Origin of the sequence: Acinetobacter sp. YH12144 (genome assembly GCF_013418345.1) — a bacterium.
GTDB lineage: Bacteria > Pseudomonadota > Gammaproteobacteria > Pseudomonadales > Moraxellaceae > Acinetobacter > Acinetobacter amyesii.
The window spans coordinates 129,384-146,181 of sequence record NZ_VPCD01000004.1; the positions used below are offsets into that span (position 1 = coordinate 129,384).

The following is a 16,798-nucleotide window of genomic DNA, read 5'->3' on the forward strand; positions in this document are numbered from 1 at the left end:
AAATTTTGAAAATTAGAAAGCCGTAAATTGACTTCTTTGTGCATGCGGCTGACAGCGTAAGTACTGCGGAGAAATTTTTAGGTTTTCACCGAGTTCAGCAGCGGCATGCCATGGCCAACGCGGGTCATATTGAATTGCACGAGCAAGACCAATCGCATCTGCCATGCCATATTGTAAGATGCCTTCGGCTTGCATTGCTTCGGTAATTAAACCCACAGCAATGACGGGAACCTGAACGGCTTGCTTAATGGCTTCAGCAAAAGGCACTTGATAACTGGCTTGTAATTGAATTTTTTGCGCAACATCTAAGCCGCCACTAGAAACATGAATATAGGCTGTGCCTAGTTGTGCAAGCGCTTTTGACAAGCCAACAGCCGAGTCTAGATCCCAACTCGGTGCTTCAGTATATTCCATCCAGTCGGTTGCGGAAATACGTACCCCAATTGGATAATCTTCAGGAACGGTATTTTTCATGGCTTGGAACACTTCAAGCGTCAGCCGAATGCGATTTTCCAGACTGCCACCATATTCATCGCTACGCTGATTCGACAATGGCGACATAAATTGATGCAGCAAATAACCATGTGCGGCATGTAACTCAATTAAGTCAAAGCCTGCATCTACCGCTCGTTTTGCTGAATCGGCAAAGTCTTGAATGATCTGCTGGATTTCATCTCGACTTAAAGCATGGGGTGCATGATCTGTGACATTAAAGGGCAACTCACTTGCTGAAACAGTTTGCCATCCTTGAGGGTGATCTGGGGGTAATTGTCCACGTCCTGCCCAAGGTTTATCTGTCGATGCCTTACGACCCGCATGTGCCAGTTGGATAGCAAATGGCATAGGTGAAAGTGATTTCACCTTGGCCAATAGTGCCTTCATCTGTGCGCGTTGCATATCATTCCAAAGGCCGAGGTCTGCATAGCTAATGCGCCCCTCTGCCTGCACAGCCGTTGCCTCGACGATACAAAGTCCGGCACCTGACAAAGCATAATTCGCCCATTGTTGCTCATGCCAATAGCTTAACTCCCCTTGCTCATTGGCAGAATATTGACACATGGGTGCAATCACGATTCGATTACTCAGCCCCAATGTTCCAAACTGAATTGGTTGAAATAACAACGCCACATTACTCTCCTTTTAGAAGGCTTTGGTCACACTTAATCCTGCACTCCAATTCAAACCATCAGCAGGCTCATAATAACGATAGACGCCTTGTGATCCTGATGTATTGACGATAACTGAACCCACATAGTCTTCATCAAAAAGATTATCTATTCGTGCATAGCTACGTACTTTCCAATCATTGTTTTTCCACAAATAGCCAACATTAACAGACGTCACGCTATAGCTTGGAGCTGTTTCAGAATTAGCATCATTGGCATAAATCTTGTCCATATAACGCACTTCAACACCCGCATTAAAACCCGCTTCAGGTTGCCATCCTAGCGCAGCATAAGCTTGGTTCTTTGCAATACCTGGGATGTAATTACCCTTTTCAATTGCTATACCATCAGAATTTGAATAGGGAGAATCAAATTTTGCATCAATATAGCTATAACTCGCTTGTGCAGTTAAATCGTTCCAAAGCTTATGTTGCCAAGAAAACTCAATACCTTTTCTCAAGGTTTGATCGGCATTTTTATAAACTGTGCGACCTGCATCACTCAGGTATGAAACAATATCATCATGCGTTTTTGTATAAAATCCTGCTAACGTGAATAAACCATAATCATTTTGCGCCTTAAAGCCTAACTCATAGTTATCACTTGAAGATGGATCTAAATCATTATTTATTCCGCCGATGATTTGACTCGGTTCAACTGGATCTAAACGGTAGGCACTTTCTGTAAAGGTCGGTGTTTCAAAACCTTTCGCAAAACTGATATAACTCGTCAAATCATGAGTAATTTCCCAAGATAATGCCGCTGATGGTAAAAATTTATCATACTTATTTTTACCACTATCATCACCATTAGCTAAATAGCGATCTTTAGATTCATAACGAACATTGCTATAACGCAAGCCAGTGTCTAATCGAACTGTAGGTAAAAATTGCCACGAAGCTTGTAAATAAGGATCTATATTCCAAAGGGTATTATTTTCTTCTCGGCGTAAATTTCCCTTATGACCAAAATCATAATCTGTTGCAGAAGTATTAACAGAAGTTCTTTTGAAATTTTCATAACCACGTCGTTCTTCATCCATTTGATCAACAGCCAAGCCTAAGCTAAGACGTGTATTTGGCAATAAATCCTTACCTGTCCAACGGAAATCTGCTCCATAATAATCCCTATCAAAATCAATCACCCCACCTGCATGCTCGGGATTTCTTTGCACAGTATTTGGAATACCTTGATACTGAGTGACTTCACGATGTCCTACATAACCCATTACATAAATTTCATGACGATCATTGATTGGTTTAGTCCAAGTTAAACCTGTTTGTGTTTGTTGAATCTCTTTACGTACATCATATTTCAAAACATTTGCTTGAACTTGCTTAGGATTTTCTTTCCATTCTTGTTGACTCAACCCTTGTGGATCATCGGCATTAATATCCACATGATTCACAATCCAATTAACCTTGGAACCATCATCCAGATCCCAAGTCAGTTTTGCATTGCTGAGTACCTTATTTGCAGCACTATGATCACGGTAACCATCAGTTTCAAAATAAGAAGAACTGACAACATAGCTAGGCTCATTGGCCCGTTCTGAGCCACCTTGCAGCACAATATCAGCACGACTTTTATGATGACTGCCGCCCGAATAGCCGAGTTCGATAGAGTCTTTTCCAGTACCTTGCTTGGTTGTTGTTAAGATTGCCCCACCCGAAGAGTTACCGTATAAAGAGGAAAATGGCCCGCCCAATACCTCGATATGATTTAAGCTACTCATATCGATATTTGATGTCTGTCCCTGACCATCCGGCATGGTCGCAGGGATTCCATCAACATATAAACGGATACCACGCACACCAAATGTTGAACGTGCGCCAAAGCCTCGCATAGAGAGTTGCAAGTCTTGTGCATAGTTTTCACGGTTATTCAGTTGTAGTCCGGGCACACCTTTTAAGGTTTCGGACAGATTCACTCCAGTATTGTTATTATTTTCAGCCTGCTGTACACGGTATACCGATGCAGGTGTTTTTAACCACGTGGTATTGGTTCGTGGTGCTTCAATGGTAATCTCAGGAAGTAAAACAGGTTCCGTAGAACCTGTTTCTGCATACAGCTGTTGGCTAATACATGCCGTCAGGCAAAGTAAATGTGTCTTAAATGATGTGACGTTAAATTTACTTTGCATAGAGCACCTATTTTGACATTAGAAGATTACCTTAGAGCTTAAACCAATTAGGAAAGCATCATCAACTCGATTTGTTGAACCTGGATTAATAACATATTGAAGGTTCGGACGTAGCATCAACCATTTGGTCGGGTTATGGCTATAGTTCAACTCGACATTATATTCTGCACTTGCATCAAATTTCTCAGCAGAAAGTCGATCATTGACATGTACACGGTTCACGCCCAAGCCAACCATATCGTTAGGTAAACGATCGGCCAATCCAATGTATTTCAAACCCAACTGCTGTGAGTTATCAACTTTTGTGGTGACACGATCATGCCAAGTAAAATTGGCAAAGCTATGCAAACCACGTTTGCCTTCACCTGTAGACGTTAACTGTTGCTCAATCGCTACCCAACCACCAAAGGTACGATCTTCAGCTTCACCCGAAATAATGTCTTTTTGATTTTTTACATTATCTGCAGTGTTGTACATCGCACCAAAGCGGTAGCTGCCCGGTAAGCCATTCACCAATGCTTTCGGTGTCCAAATGATTTCTACAGGAATAGTTACACCATCGGCATCATCGGTATCCAAATTCCAACCATGGCGTTCCAAAGCATTTTCAGGGTTGTATTCATACACACCCGCTTGTACAGCAAGTTCTGGGCTAAGCTCTTGCTTCACACGTGCGCCCCACTGTGAAACTGGGGTATTCATCCAAATATTGCCTTGCCATTTACCCATTTGCGCAGCGCAAAACGCAGTACTGGCAAAGTCACAGCCCATCACGTTAAAGTCCATGCCCAAACCTAAACGGCCTGCTTTAATGCTTAAGCCTTGCTGTTTAAATTGCTTTTCAATAGACAGTTCAGATAAGCGAGTTTTCTGATTACCACGACCAAAATTGGCTTGTGCATTTGCCAATTGAGGAACATCCCCTTGCAAATCACGAACTGAGGTACTTTGACCTTGACGAGCAGTCATTACAGCACGCACAGTCACGCCATCCCAACCTGCAAGTTTTTCCATATCAAGCTGTGTTCCTAACCACAATTGGCTGGCTACCGTTGCTGAATGTCCCGGATTACGACCGCCATCGGCAAGATAGGCAGCATCAGCAGCAATATTGGCCTCAAACTTCACACCTTGTTGTGCAAGTTCGGTACGTTTACCATCCCAATCCCCGAGCATGTACTGACCTTTAGTGTCGAATGCTTCTGCGGCGTGAACATGTGTCATGGCTGCTGCAACAAATGCAGGTAGAAGAGCTAGACTGTATTTTTTCATGGTAAAACCTAAATCTGGAGAGAGTCTCTAGACAAGCCACATGGCTTGAAATCTAATGTCACAAAAATTACATAATTTTTCACGTTCTATCTCAGCATTATTTTTATCATTCACAAAACTTTAATTTATCAATAAGTGACTTTAAATAAATCTATTGTTATGCAATATTTTTAGTGATTATTTTTCAATATCTTATATATCTATTAATTCAATTGTTTAACTTCTGATCGCTTTTTCAAACTCATTATTGTGACTTGTTGGTTTATTATTCTCACAATTAATAATCAATAACCTATTCATACACTCCCTTAGGCCGCGATGAAACTTGCATTATGTAGGGCTAGACCCAATAGTATGCATAACTTGAATGATCCATTGCTTCGACCTTTATGCCTGAATTACCAGAAGTAGAAACCACTAAAACCAGTTTATTGCCATTATTGAACGAAAAGGTTCTCAAAGTTGAGGTTTTTCAGTCGAGCCTGCGTTGGCCTATTCCTGACGACATTCAAAAACTCGTCGGACAAAAGCTGCTTCAGCTCAGCCGTCGATCAAAATATATTTTGGCTGAATTTGAACATGACTGCATGCTGTGGCATTTGGGCATGTCTGGCAGTTTTCGGATTTGTGAAGGTCATGAAGCATTACGAAAGCATGATCATCTGGTGATTCATTTTGAAGATATGCAATTACGCTATCATGATCCGCGCCGTTTTGGCTGTATTTTATGGTTAGATGCATCATCTCAAAGCAAACTGATTGACACGCTTGGCCCTGAACCGCTGAGTGATGCGTTTAATGCTGAATACTTATTCCAAAAATTTAAAAATAAGCAGACCTGTATCAAAGTATCGATCATGGACAATCATATTGTGGTTGGTGTCGGCAATATCTATGCAACGGAAAGCTTATTTAACTTAGGCATACACCCTGCGCAGCCTGCATCAAGTTTGAGTTTTGAACAAGTTGAAAAAATGGTCATCGAAATCAAACGTATTTTAAAACAGGCAATTGATTTAGGCGGTTCGACGTTACGTGATTACACCAATGCGATGGGCGAAAATGGTTATTTCCAACAAACTCTGCTCGCCTACGGACGTGCCGGTGAAATGTGCATCAACTGTGAAACCATCTTGCAAAATATCAAACTAGGGCAACGTGCATCGGTGTTTTGCCCAGAGTGTCAGCCTTTAAAAAAGGTTAAAATGCTGACTAAGAAAACCGTGAAAGGAAATAACGCATGAAGTCTGCGATTGTTCGCCACATATTAGTTAAAGATAAAGAACTATGTGAGCAACTGAAAAAGAAAATCAAAGGCGGTGCGGACTTTGCCAAAATTGCAAAGCAGCATTCGACATGCCCTTCGGGTAAAAAAGGCGGTGAGCTTGGCGACATTAAAAAAGGCCAACTGGTTGGTCCAATTGATAAGGCGGTTTTTACTTTGCCCGAACGTGAACTACATGGCCCAATCAAAAGCCAGTTTGGCTGGCATTTATTAGAAATTAAGTTTCGGATGTAACATAGCACCCACATTGAACATGCTATAACGAGTATATCGCGAATATGTGCTTTTCATCTTAAAGCACATAATCCCAGTATTTTTTTCAATCGTTCAGAACATTGGCTGGCGGTTTTCAATCATATAATATAAATCATAGCAACCAGATAACATTGCACTAAATCAATTCTACTTAATAATAAATAAAGGACATTCCATTGGGCTATTACAACTATTTTCGTCTTGGCACTGTCGATACAACAGATTTTACAATCATTCGAGGTGAACGAAAGCATGCACTTATCCAAGCATTATATGATGATCAAGATATGAACCCTCATGGTGAAGTCCAGTTGGCACTAGATTTAGATGGGAATCGTAACGATGAATCAAAATGGTATGATGCGATACAGCAAATTAGCAAATTATCCAAAAATCACCCTTTAGTCTTATTTATATTAGGTCAACAAGCCTGCGCACCCGAATCACCTGAAGAAGCAAATGAAGTATTTACAGGCATTCGAAATGGCATTGTTTTTTCGACATCAGAACCTAAGTTTATGAAAATGACGCCTCAACAAAATTCACAATAAAAAACGGCACTTCAAAGTGCCGTTTTAAATGCTAAAGGATTAACCTTTACGTTTTAATTCATCACGAATTTCACGAAGTAATTCGATATCTTCTGGAGTCGCCTCTGGAGCTGGCTCTTCAACTTTTTGACGGCGCAATTTGTTCATCAATTTCACTAACCAGAATACGACCCATGCCAAAAGCAAGAAGTTGATTAAGATAGTTAAGAAGTTACCGTAAGCCAAAACATTAAGGCCTGCATCCTGTGCTGCTTTTAGCGTGGTTAAATTGTTTGGGTTATCGCCCAATACTAAGAACCAATTTGAATAATCAACGTCACCACCAAGGATCCAAGAAATAAAAGGCATGATAATGTCTTTTACCATTGAATCGATGATTTTACCGAAAGCACCACCAATGATGACACCTACAGCCAAGTCCATCACGTTGCCTTTTACGGCAAATTCTCTAAATTCTTGAATAATACTCATGTGATCTCCAGAAATTTTTTCAGCTTTAATTTTGTGACGAAGTATACATTATATCTGTATAACTATTTCCACCTAATTTACTTGGTTTTTATTAGATTCTAAATGCCATGTATAAAAATTCACACAAAACATTTTTGATTTTGGTAATACATTCTATTAAAAAGGATTTATCAAAATTTTGTATGTCGGATCAAATGAATAAAGTCATTCAATTTTTGCATTTTTATTCAAAACACCCATGCATAAAAAAACCGCTAACCTAAGTCAGCGGTTTTTTTGAAACTGTAAAATTAACCGTTACGGTTACGTTTACGTTCGTTTTCAGTCAACCAGCGTTTACGGATACGAATTGACTTAGGTGTTACTTCAACTAATTCATCATCTTCAATGAATTCAAGCGCTTGTTCAAGCGTAAATTCAATGTGCGGAACAAGAGTCAACGCATCATCAGTACCAGAAGCACGTACGTTAGTTAGCTGTTTCGCTTTAGTTGGGTTAACAGTCATGTCGTCTGAACGTGAGTTAATACCTACGATCATACCTTCGTAAACTTCTAACTGAGGTTTAGCGAATAGACGACCACGGTCTTGTAAGCTGAACAATGCATAGCCCAAGCAAGTACCTTGAACCATAGAAATCAACACACCGTTTTGACGTTTCGCAACAGTACCTTGTTTCATTGGACCGTAGTGCGAGAAGCTTGAAGTCATGATACCTGTACCTGAAGTCATAGTTAAGAATTCAGAACGGAAACCAATCAAACCACGTGAAGGAACTGTTGCTTCAATACGGATACGGCCTTTACCGTCAACTTCCATATTGGTCATTTCACCTTTACGGTGACCCATTTGTTCCATTACAGCGCCTTGGTGCTGCTCTTCAACGTCAAACGTTACGTTTTCGTATGGCTCTTGTTTTTCACCATCAATTTCTTTGATGATTACTTGTGGACGTGATACGCCCATTTCAAAGCCTTCACGACGCATGTTTTCAATAAGAACTGAAAGGTGAAGCTCACCACGACCAGATACTTTGAAACGGTCAGGACTGTCAGTATCTTCAACACGTAATGCTACGTTGTGAATCAATTCGCGATCTAGACGTTCACGGATATTACGTGAAGTTACGAATTTACCTTCTTTACCAGCAAACGGTGAGTTGTTTACTTGGAAAGTCATCGATACTGTAGGTTCGTCTACAGAAAGTGCAGGTAAAGCTTCAACTGCTTTTGGATCACAGATTGTGTCAGAGATATGAAGTTCATCAATACCCGTTACACAAACGATGTCACCAGCAGAAGCTGATTCAACATCGATACGCTCTAATCCATGGTAACCCATGATTTTTAAGATACGACCGTTACGTGTTTTACCGTCTTTGTCGATTACAGTTACAGGAGTGTTTAATTTCACTGAACCACGTTGAATACGACCAACACCGATAACACCTACGAAGCTGTTATAGTCAAGTGAAGACACTTGCATTTGGAATGGACCGTCAACGTCAACCGCTGGTGGTTCAACGATGTCTACAATTGTTTCGAACAATGGAGTCATGTCTTCAGCAAGTTCTTCTGGAGATGGACCAGCCACACCACGAAGACCTGAAGCATATACAACTGGGAAGTCTAACTGTTCGTCAGAACCACCAAGGTTGTCGAACAAATCGAATACTTGGTCAATTACCCAGTCTGGACGAGCGTTTGGCTTGTCGACTTTGTTAATAATTACGATTGGTTTCAAACCACGTGCGAACGCTTTTTGCGTTACAAAACGAGTTTGTGGCATTGGGCCTTCTTGAGAGTCAACAAGAAGAAGTACGCAGTCAACCATTGACATTACACGTTCTACTTCACCACCGAAGTCGGCGTGTCCCGGGGTATCCACGATATTGATACGGTATTCAGTGTTAGTACGCTTGTCTAACCATTTGATTGCAGTGTTTTTTGCAAGAATGGTAATACCACGTTCGCTTTCAATAGCGCCAGAATCCATTACACGTTCGATCTCGCCTGCGCGATCGCCAAGAGCACCTGATTGCTGTAAAAGTTTGTCTACAAGAGTAGTTTTACCATGGTCGACGTGCGCGATGATGGCAATGTTACGGAGAGTTTTAATATCTGACATGTGAATTCGATACGCCTAAAGTTTGAGGGCAAATTATACAGAAAAAATATAGATTTTAGTAGTGACAGTTTATTGACAATCGCATTTTTTTTGACGACTGGTACGCTTTTGGTTTTGTAAAGCTGTGTAAACAGATTAGAATAGCGCCACCTAGCCTTAATTTTCAGTGCCGCATGTCTGATTTAAACCAATCTCCCGAAGCAAAAGATCAACTCGATTTAGTCTATGGATTGAATGATCGACCAAAACCTTTTATTGCTTTTCTCGCTGCGTTCCAACATTTATTGGCCATTATTGTCCCAATTGTGACGCCGGGTCTGCTGATCTGTTTGGCACTTGGTGTGTCAAAAGAAGACACCAATATGATTCTGTCGATGTCATTGGTGATCTCTGGTATCGCAACCTTTTTACAATGTAAAAAAGTCGGTCCATTTGGTGCAGGTCTCCTGATTGTACAAGGAACCAGCTTTAACTTTATTGGTCCTATTATCGGTATTGGTTCTGCAATGGTTGCGGCAGGTACACCTGTAGAAGCAGTGATGGCATCTATCTTTGGTGTGGTGATCGCGGGTTCATTCATTGAAATGGGTGTGTCACGGATCTTACCGTGGGTGAAAAAACTGATTACCCCATTGGTAACAGGTATTGTGGTGCTATTGATTGGTCTGACTTTAATTAAAGAAGGCCTGATCAGCATGGGTGGTGGTTATCAAGCCATGGGCGATAAAACATTTGCCAATGCAGACAACCTCATCATGTCATGTACCGTTTTGGCACTGATCATTTTATTGAACCGTGTGCGTATTACATGGGTAAAAAGTTCTGCCATCCTAATTGCCTTAGTCGTGGGTTACATCCTTGCAGGCTTTATGGGTCATTTAAACTTTGATGGTTTAAAAGATGCGCCACTGGTTCAAATTCCAACACCGATGCACTTTGGCTTAAGCTTCTCGTGGAGCTTGTTTATTCCAATGGCATTTATCTACCTTGTGACATCTTTAGAAGCGATTGGTGATATTACCGCGACTTCTAAGCTTTCAAATCAAGCTGTAGATGGCCCTGAATGGATGAAGCGTATTAAAGGTGGTGTATTGGTGAATGGTGCAAACTCATTCCTTGCCGGTATCTTTAACACATTCCCAAGTTCTGTATTTGCGCAAAACAACGGTGTTATTCAGTTAACAGGTATTGCAAGCCGCTATGTAGGCATTTGGATTGCTGCCTTATTGGTTATTTTAGGCTTACTTCCTGCTGTAGCAGGTGTCATTCAGGCGGTTCCACAAGCCGTACTCGGTGGTGCTGTAATGGTCATGTTCGGTGCCGTGGCTGCCTCGGGTATCAATATCTTGTCAGGCATTCATTTAGACCGCCGCGCACTATTAATCATTGCGATTTCATTGGCATTGGGTCTAGGTGTTGCACAAGTACCACAAATCCTTGAACATCTTCCTGAATTGTTCCGTAATATCTTCAGTTCAGGCGTTGCCACTGGTGGTATCGCTGCCCTTATTTTGAATATTGTTCTTCCTGAAGTGAAGAAGTAAGTTCATTTGTCAAAGAACACTGCCTAGGTTCCGCCCTAGGCAGTGTTTTTTATGATGGAGAAATCTATGGATCTCACAAGTGAAGTCGTTATACGACAGATCGATTTATTACAAGATCGCGTGCTTTTCGTAAATGCACCGACAGATGACTTACTCAGTCAATTGAATGACAATATTAAGCCATCGATTTGGTGCTGGAATTTTAATGATTTTCAGTACTTTCAAAATCAACAGTCAAACGTCCATTTTGGTGTCGATTTTCCTGAAGGTCAGTTTGATCAAGCGGTTATTTTTGTTCCGAAATCAAAAGAACTGCTAAATTATTTATTACACAATGTCGCAAGTCATCTTGCTCAAGGTGCATCTATTTTCCTCGTGGGTGAGAAAAAAGGCGGTGTTGAACGCGCTGCAAAACAATTACAGCCCTTTGGTAAAACACTAAAAATTGATAGCGCGCGTCACTGTCAAATGTGGCAAACCCTATTGGAAAAAACTGTCACACTGAAGCCACTGCAAGATTGGGTGCAAAAATATCCAGTTGAAACCCCAAATGGTGAGCTTACGATTTGCGCACTGCCGGGTGTCTTTAGCCAGAACCGTTTAGATGTGGGTACGGCTACCTTATTGCCTTATTTATCACAGATGACTTCGGGCAAAATTGCAGATTTTGGCTGTGGTGCGGGTGTTATCAGTGCTTATTTAGCCAAACTGAATCCTAAAAATCGTATCTTTGCCATGGATGTAGATGCCTTTGCACTAGCGTCTACACAAATGACATTTGAACAAAATTTGCTTGAACCTGAACAACTTGAGATTAAAGCGGTCACAGGAATCGAAGATGCTCCCTTATTTTTACATGCCATAGTCAGCAATCCACCCTTCCATCAAGGGATTCAAACCGACTACAATGCCAGTGAAAATCTATGCAAAACTTCGCGCAGACATTTGAAGTCTGGGGGTGAGCTTTGGATTGTTGCCAACCGATTCCTCAATTATCCGACTTTAATTGAGCAACATTATGGTCAATGTACAATCAAAGCCGACCAACAAGGATTTAAAGTCTTGTTTGCGAGCACGCAAAAAAATCTTAAGGAACAATGATGAGCGAAACTCAAAAACCAGCTCAGCTTCAGCGTAAGTTGGGTGCTCGCCATCTCAACATGATTGCAATTGGTGGTTCAATTGGTACAGGTTTATTTCTTGCCTCTGGAGCAACCATTGCCAATGCAGGCCCGGGTGGCGCCCTGCTTGCATACTGCTTAATTGGTATCATGATTTACTTCTTGATGACCAGTCTAGGTGAGCTTGCAACACATAATCCAACTTCGGGTGCATTCTTTACCTACGGCACAAAATATGTCGAGGGTGGTTTCGGCTTCGCTTTGGGTTGGAACTATTGGTACAACTGGGCGATTACCGTGGCATTTGAATTGGTCGCAGTCCAATTCATTATGAAATTCTGGTTTCCAGATATTCCGGGCTTTTACTGGAGTGCGATTTTCCTCGCAATCGTCTTTGCTATTAATGCGCTGACCGTAAAAGGCTTTGGTGAATCAGAATTCTTCTTCTCGCTTGTTAAAGTGCTCGCAATTGTTGCCTTTATCATTATCGGTCTGTTTATGATTGGCAAAATCATGCTGACACCGGGCGTAGAAACATTTGCCAACTGGACCAAGGGTGAAGCCCCATTTGTCGGCGGTTTATCTGCCTTGATTGGTGTGGCCATGATTGCCGGTTTCTCTTTCCAAGGGACTGAAATGGTTGGTGTGGCTGCAGGTGAATCGAAAGATCCTGAAAAGACCATTCCTATTGCCATCAAGCAAATTTTCTGGCGGATCTTGTTGTTTTATATCGTGTGTATCTTCATTATCGGCACTCTCATTGCCTATGATGACCCACGTTTATTACAAGCAGCATCTACTGAAAATATTGCACTTTCACCATTTACCTTACTGTATGAAAAAGCAGGTTTTGCATTTGCTGCATCGGTGATGAATGCGGTGATCTTGACTGCGATTTTATCAGCGGGTAACTCTGGTATGTACTCCTCTACTCGTATGCTGTTTGATATGGCACGTAAAGGCAGTGCGCCGAAAGTCTTTGGTCGCTTAGATGCACGTGGCGTACCAATGAATGCACTTTATGCAACGACGGCGATTGCGGCACTGTGCTTCTTAACCACATTTATCGGTGAACAAGCGGTCTTTAACTGGTTACTGAACATGTCAGGTATGTGTGGCTTTATTGTGTGGCTCGGTATTGCAGTTTCACATTATCGCTTCCGTAAAGGCTACTTGGCTCAAGGCAATAAATTAGAAGATCTTGCTTACCGTGCAAAATTCTTCCCATTTGCACCGTGGTTTGCCTTTATTTTGTGTGCCATCGTAGTCCTTGGTCAGAACTATCAAGCCGTTTTAGATGGTGAATGGTTGGCCGTTGTTTCTACCTATATTGGTATTTTCTTATTCCTTGCCATTTGGTTCGGTTATAAGTGGAAACACAAAACCAAGTTGGTTCCATATCAAGAAATGGATGTAAAACCAATGAAAGTTGATCAAGAATAATGTGATCACTAAATAAAAAAAGCAGCCTAAGAGCTGCTTTTTTTATGGCTAAAATTGTGTCTCAATACATTCACGCTTTAACATAATGCTTAGTGAGTAACTTTAAAGGATGCTGTCTGAAACCAACAACTGATAGCTCACTCAATCATCCTTAAGCACTCAAATAAAAATGCCCAATGCAATGCATCAGGCATTTGTTCAAAAGTCACAACCTTTTCAAGTTTGATTTTCAATACTTAAGAAGCATTATGCTGTTGTACAAAGGCAATAAACTCGTCTTCGCTCATCACAGGTACACCCAGCTTTTCAGCCTTTTCTAATTTAGAACCTGCCTTTTCACCTGCAACTACACATTTGGTTTTACCCGAAACACTACCACTGACACGTGCGCCTAAGGCTTGAAGCATTTGCGTCGCTTCATCACGACCCATGGTACTCAATGTCCCTGTAATCACCCAACTCTCGCCATTCAGCGGCTGACGACTTGGTGCAACGGGTGCATCCCAATGAATCCCAGCTGCCAACAAACGATCAACCACTTCGAGGTTATGCGGCGCTTGGAAAAAATCGACAATCCATTCAGCGGTAATATCACCAACGTCTGGCGTTTTTTTCAAGGATTCGAGATCTGCATGGCGAATCGCATCAAAGGTTTGGAAGGTATTGGCGAGCATGCGTGCCGTTGTTTCCCCCACGCCTCGAATACCGAGTGCATAAATAAATGCACCTAGTGTCGTTTTCTTACTGTTTTCAATAGAATCGATGAGGTTTTGAACTGACTTCTCACCCATTTTTTCAATGGTCAGTAATTTTTCACGATGCTCATGCAAGCTATAAATATCAGCAACATCTTTGAGCAGATCCAAATGTAAAAGTGATTCCGCCCAACGGTCGCCTAAGCCCTCAATGTCCATAGCTTTACGAGATACAAAGTGACGAATCGCCTCAATACGCTGTGCAGCACAGTACAAACCACCTGAACAACGTGCCAAGGCTTCACCTTCTGGCATCACGACAGGAGATGCACAGACTGGGCAACATGCAGGTAACTGAACTTCAACTGTTTCTACAGGTCGAAATTCAGGCCAAACTTTTTCCACTTTGGGAATCACATCACCACTACGGTAAACACTCACGGTATCGCCTACACGGACATCTAGGCGGTGAATTTCACCAATATTATGTAGAGTGACATTGGAAACCGTTACGCCACCGACTGCCACAGGGTTTAAACGCGCGACTGGGGTTAAAGTCCCTGTACGCCCCACTTGCCAATCAATATTTTCAACTGTCGTCAGCGCTGCGACTGCAGGGAATTTATATGCCGTTGCCCAACGTGGTTCACGACTTAAAAAACCCAATGTTTGCTGCTGCTTCAGGCTATTTACCTTAATCACCATGCCATCAATTTCAACACTCAGGCTTGGACGATCAATGATCATTTGCTCATACGCAGCTTGTACGTCCTGAATGCTGTCACAAATAAAGTGACGTTCACCGACAGCAAAACCAAACTGTGTCAGCCATTCTAAGCTAGCAGACATGGTGGTTTGACCATGATGTGGTTCGCACTGTGCAATGCCATAAGCATAAAAAGCCAATGGACGTGAAGCCGCAATTGCAGGATCGAGTTGACGTAAGCTTCCTGCTGCTGCATTTCGTGGATTGGCAAAGGTTTTTTCACCTTTGGCTTCGTTTTCAGCATTGAGCTTTTCAAAGCCTGACTTTGGCATCAGGACTTCACCACGAACTTCAAGCAGACTTGGAATTTCAGTCTGCGTAGAAGTCAGTACTTTAGGCAAATTACGAATGGTTTTTACATTTTGGGTAATGTCTTCCCCTGTTTCACCATCACCCCGTGTCACACCACGGACTAAAATGCCATTTTCATACCAAAGAGAAATGGCCAGCCCATCAAATTTTAATTCGACATCATATTCAATTTTTTGATTCGGTAAGCGCTCTTCCGCACGACGCGCAAAGGCAAATAAATCTTCTGCATTAAATACATTACCCAATGACAACATGGGTACTGCATGGGTTACAGATTCAAACTTAGACAAGGCCTTTCCACCCACTTTTGTAGTTGGTGTATCAGGTTGCACTAAATCAGGGTATTGCTCTTCTAAGGCTTTTAATTGGTGAAAAAGTTGATCATATTCACTGTCCTCAATTTCTGGCGTGTCCATGACATAGTAGGCATGGTTATGTTTCGCCAAGAGTTGAATCAGTTGTCGCATCTGTGCAACGACAGTGGATTGTTGTGTCATACATTCACCATAAAAAAGGGCGGTTCATGGTCCGCCCTCAAATTTCATTATCTGTTGCTATTATAGAAACCCACTCGGTGAGTTTCAATCAAAGACACTTAGACTTCGATGGCTTGACCTTGACGATAATCAATCGCTTGATGACGCCAATGTTCACGCATCTGCGGTGTAAATTCTTGGTTATTTTGATCATACACAGTACCGTCAATTTCACGTGCAATCAGACGTGAAATGCTGTCCATGGTATCAAAGGCATTTTGCACATCGCTGTGTGGCAGCGCCAAGAAGAAGGCCAAACCTTTTACTTCCTCAGTCGATAAAGTTTCAAGATCAAAACCTTGCGCAGCGCCATCATTATTCATTTGCAATACAGAGAATAATAACTTTGTACCTTCTTCATCATAGCGATGGAAACAAGCCATTTCGCCAAAGCGTAAACCGTATTTCAGTAACACTTTTAATGCTTTTTCACCTGACAAGGCACGGCTATCCGGGAACACATTTAAGGCGATATAGGTTTCCGCAGTCGCTAAAGCACTTTCTTCATCAACAATTTTTTGTTCATGTAAATGAGCATCTAAAATACTGCTTTCTTCATCAAAATCGCTGATTTCAGCTTTTTCAATTGCGCTATTTACACTAAATTCTGGCGCCTTTTCTACAGGAACAGCGTCTGCCTGAACGTTCGTCGCAGGAGTCGCGGCTTCATTGGCTACATCTACTACAGACGTATTTGTCGTAGATTCAGTGGCTTCTGTAGACAAAGTAGTGTCTTCTGTCGCAGTTTGAGCATTTTCAACTGAAACGGGATCCGTCGTAGTCGTCTCAGTCTTTGCCGTAGCCTCAACGCTCTGCTCTGCTTGTTCCGTTGCCGTTGCTTCTTGCGTTACATTCGCTTGAACAGCTTCAGTCGTTTCAACCGCTGTGACTTTTTCCTCAGCCAAAGTCGGCTCTACACGTTGCGTGGTTTCAGGTGTATTTAACTGATTTCGTACATGGCGCGGAATAACAGGTTGCTGACTATCAGGATTAATATGTAATTCGGTGTCGAGTGATGGCGCTGCATCCGCAGGTTTACGAAACATCATTCGAATGCCCACAACCATGATAATTACAGCGATTACAATCCCAGCTATAGTGGTGATTTCCAT

The 16,798-nt window shown here is 41.9% G+C and carries 13 protein-coding genes; 6 read left to right on the forward strand and 7 right to left on the reverse strand.

Features of this window, described 5'->3' with window-relative positions; all coding sequences use genetic code 11:
- Positions 1-12: 12 nt before the first annotated feature.
- The 3 genes from FTU79_RS04335 to FTU79_RS04345 are packed head-to-tail and all read right to left on the reverse strand — an operon-like array spanning position 13 to position 4,581.
- The gene (locus FTU79_RS04335; protein ID WP_180008490.1) at positions 13-1,128 is read right to left on the reverse strand and encodes an NADH:flavin oxidoreductase/NADH oxidase; all 1,116 of its coding nucleotides are present in this window, start codon (positions 1,126-1,128) and stop codon (positions 13-15) included.
- A gap of 12 nt (positions 1,129-1,140) precedes the next feature.
- Complete coding sequence (locus FTU79_RS04340) at positions 1,141-3,309, reverse strand: TonB-dependent receptor (protein WP_180048979.1); 2,169 nt, start codon at positions 3,307-3,309, stop codon at positions 1,141-1,143.
- An 18-nt stretch (positions 3,310-3,327) separates the two neighbouring features.
- Positions 3,328-4,581 carry a carbohydrate porin gene (locus FTU79_RS04345; RefSeq protein WP_180048980.1) on the reverse strand — a complete coding sequence of 418 codons (1,254 nt, stop codon included), beginning with the start codon at positions 4,579-4,581 and terminating at the stop codon, positions 3,328-3,330.
- Positions 4,582-4,970: 389 nt separating this feature from the next.
- On the opposite strand from FTU79_RS04345, the gene mutM reads away from it, so the two are divergent.
- From mutM to FTU79_RS04360, 3 genes are all read left to right on the forward strand, one after another.
- Positions 4,971-5,825, forward strand: coding sequence for a bifunctional DNA-formamidopyrimidine glycosylase/DNA-(apurinic or apyrimidinic site) lyase (gene mutM, locus FTU79_RS04350; protein ID WP_180048981.1), 855 nt, complete (start codon positions 4,971-4,973; stop codon positions 5,823-5,825).
- A complete protein-coding gene (locus FTU79_RS04355; protein ID WP_078192338.1) occupies positions 5,822-6,100 on the forward strand; it encodes a peptidylprolyl isomerase in 279 nt (92 codons plus the stop codon). The genes mutM and FTU79_RS04355 overlap by 4 nt, the downstream gene beginning before the upstream one ends.
- A 197-nt stretch (positions 6,101-6,297) precedes the next feature.
- Positions 6,298-6,672, forward strand: a complete 375-nt coding sequence (locus tag FTU79_RS04360; RefSeq protein ID WP_005007840.1) for a hypothetical protein — start codon at positions 6,298-6,300, stop codon at positions 6,670-6,672.
- Positions 6,673-6,711: 39 nt separating this feature from the next.
- Here the strand turns inward: FTU79_RS04360 and mscL are convergent, their stop codons facing one another.
- A complete protein-coding gene (mscL, locus tag FTU79_RS04365; protein ID WP_078192339.1) occupies positions 6,712-7,143 on the reverse strand; it encodes a large conductance mechanosensitive channel protein MscL in 432 nt (143 codons plus the stop codon).
- A 290-nt stretch (positions 7,144-7,433) separates the two neighbouring features.
- Positions 7,434-9,269, reverse strand: coding sequence for a translational GTPase TypA (gene typA, locus FTU79_RS04370; protein ID WP_111884800.1), 1,836 nt, complete (start codon positions 9,267-9,269; stop codon positions 7,434-7,436).
- 173 nt (positions 9,270-9,442) lie between these two features.
- On the opposite strand from typA, the gene FTU79_RS04375 reads away from it, so the two are divergent.
- From FTU79_RS04375 to FTU79_RS04385, 3 genes are all read left to right on the forward strand, one after another.
- Entirely contained in the window at positions 9,443-10,813 is a 1,371-nt protein-coding gene (locus FTU79_RS04375) for a uracil-xanthine permease family protein (RefSeq protein ID WP_180048982.1), read from the forward strand.
- A 66-nt stretch (positions 10,814-10,879) separates the two neighbouring features.
- Positions 10,880-11,914 (forward strand): methyltransferase, encoded by a 1,035-nt coding sequence (locus FTU79_RS04380; RefSeq protein WP_168378529.1) that lies wholly within the window; start codon positions 10,880-10,882, stop codon positions 11,912-11,914.
- A complete protein-coding gene (locus FTU79_RS04385) occupies positions 11,914-13,377 on the forward strand; it encodes an amino acid permease (RefSeq protein WP_180048983.1) in 1,464 nt (487 codons plus the stop codon). The genes FTU79_RS04380 and FTU79_RS04385 overlap by 1 nt, the downstream gene beginning before the upstream one ends.
- A gap of 236 nt (positions 13,378-13,613) precedes the next feature.
- On the opposite strand, the gene ligA is transcribed toward FTU79_RS04385, so the two are convergent.
- Positions 13,614-15,647, reverse strand: coding sequence for an NAD-dependent DNA ligase LigA (ligA, locus tag FTU79_RS04390; RefSeq protein WP_180048984.1), 2,034 nt, complete (start codon positions 15,645-15,647; stop codon positions 13,614-13,616).
- 98 nt (positions 15,648-15,745) lie between these two features.
- Positions 15,746-16,798: a cell division protein ZipA C-terminal FtsZ-binding domain-containing protein gene (locus FTU79_RS04395; RefSeq protein WP_180048985.1), complete on the reverse strand. Its 1,053-nt coding sequence runs from the start codon at positions 16,796-16,798 to the stop codon at positions 15,746-15,748.

Bases quoted from the DNA above. Each gene is read 5' to 3' on its own strand.
- FTU79_RS04340 (WP_180048979.1), bottom strand. From the start codon at position 3,309: ATGCAAAGTAAATTTAACGTCACATCATTTAAGACACATTTACTTTGC.
- FTU79_RS04345 (WP_180048980.1), bottom strand. From the start codon at position 4,581: ATGAAAAAATACAGTCTAGCTCTTCTACCTGCATTTGTTGCAGCAGCC.
- mutM (WP_180048981.1), top strand. From the start codon at position 4,971: ATGCCTGAATTACCAGAAGTAGAAACCACTAAAACCAGTTTATTGCCA.
- FTU79_RS04355 (WP_078192338.1), top strand. From the start codon at position 5,822: ATGAAGTCTGCGATTGTTCGCCACATATTAGTTAAAGATAAAGAACTA.
- mscL (WP_078192339.1), bottom strand. From the start codon at position 7,143: ATGAGTATTATTCAAGAATTTAGAGAATTTGCCGTAAAAGGCAACGTG.
- typA (WP_111884800.1), bottom strand. From the start codon at position 9,269: ATGTCAGATATTAAAACTCTCCGTAACATTGCCATCATCGCGCACGTC.
- FTU79_RS04375 (WP_180048982.1), top strand. From the start codon at position 9,443: ATGTCTGATTTAAACCAATCTCCCGAAGCAAAAGATCAACTCGATTTA.
- FTU79_RS04380 (WP_168378529.1), top strand. From the start codon at position 10,880: ATGGATCTCACAAGTGAAGTCGTTATACGACAGATCGATTTATTACAA.
- FTU79_RS04385 (WP_180048983.1), top strand. From the start codon at position 11,914: ATGAGCGAAACTCAAAAACCAGCTCAGCTTCAGCGTAAGTTGGGTGCT.
- ligA (WP_180048984.1), bottom strand. From the start codon at position 15,647: ATGACACAACAATCCACTGTCGTTGCACAGATGCGACAACTGATTCAA.
- FTU79_RS04395 (WP_180048985.1), bottom strand. From the start codon at position 16,798: ATGGAAATCACCACTATAGCTGGGATTGTAATCGCTGTAATTATCATG.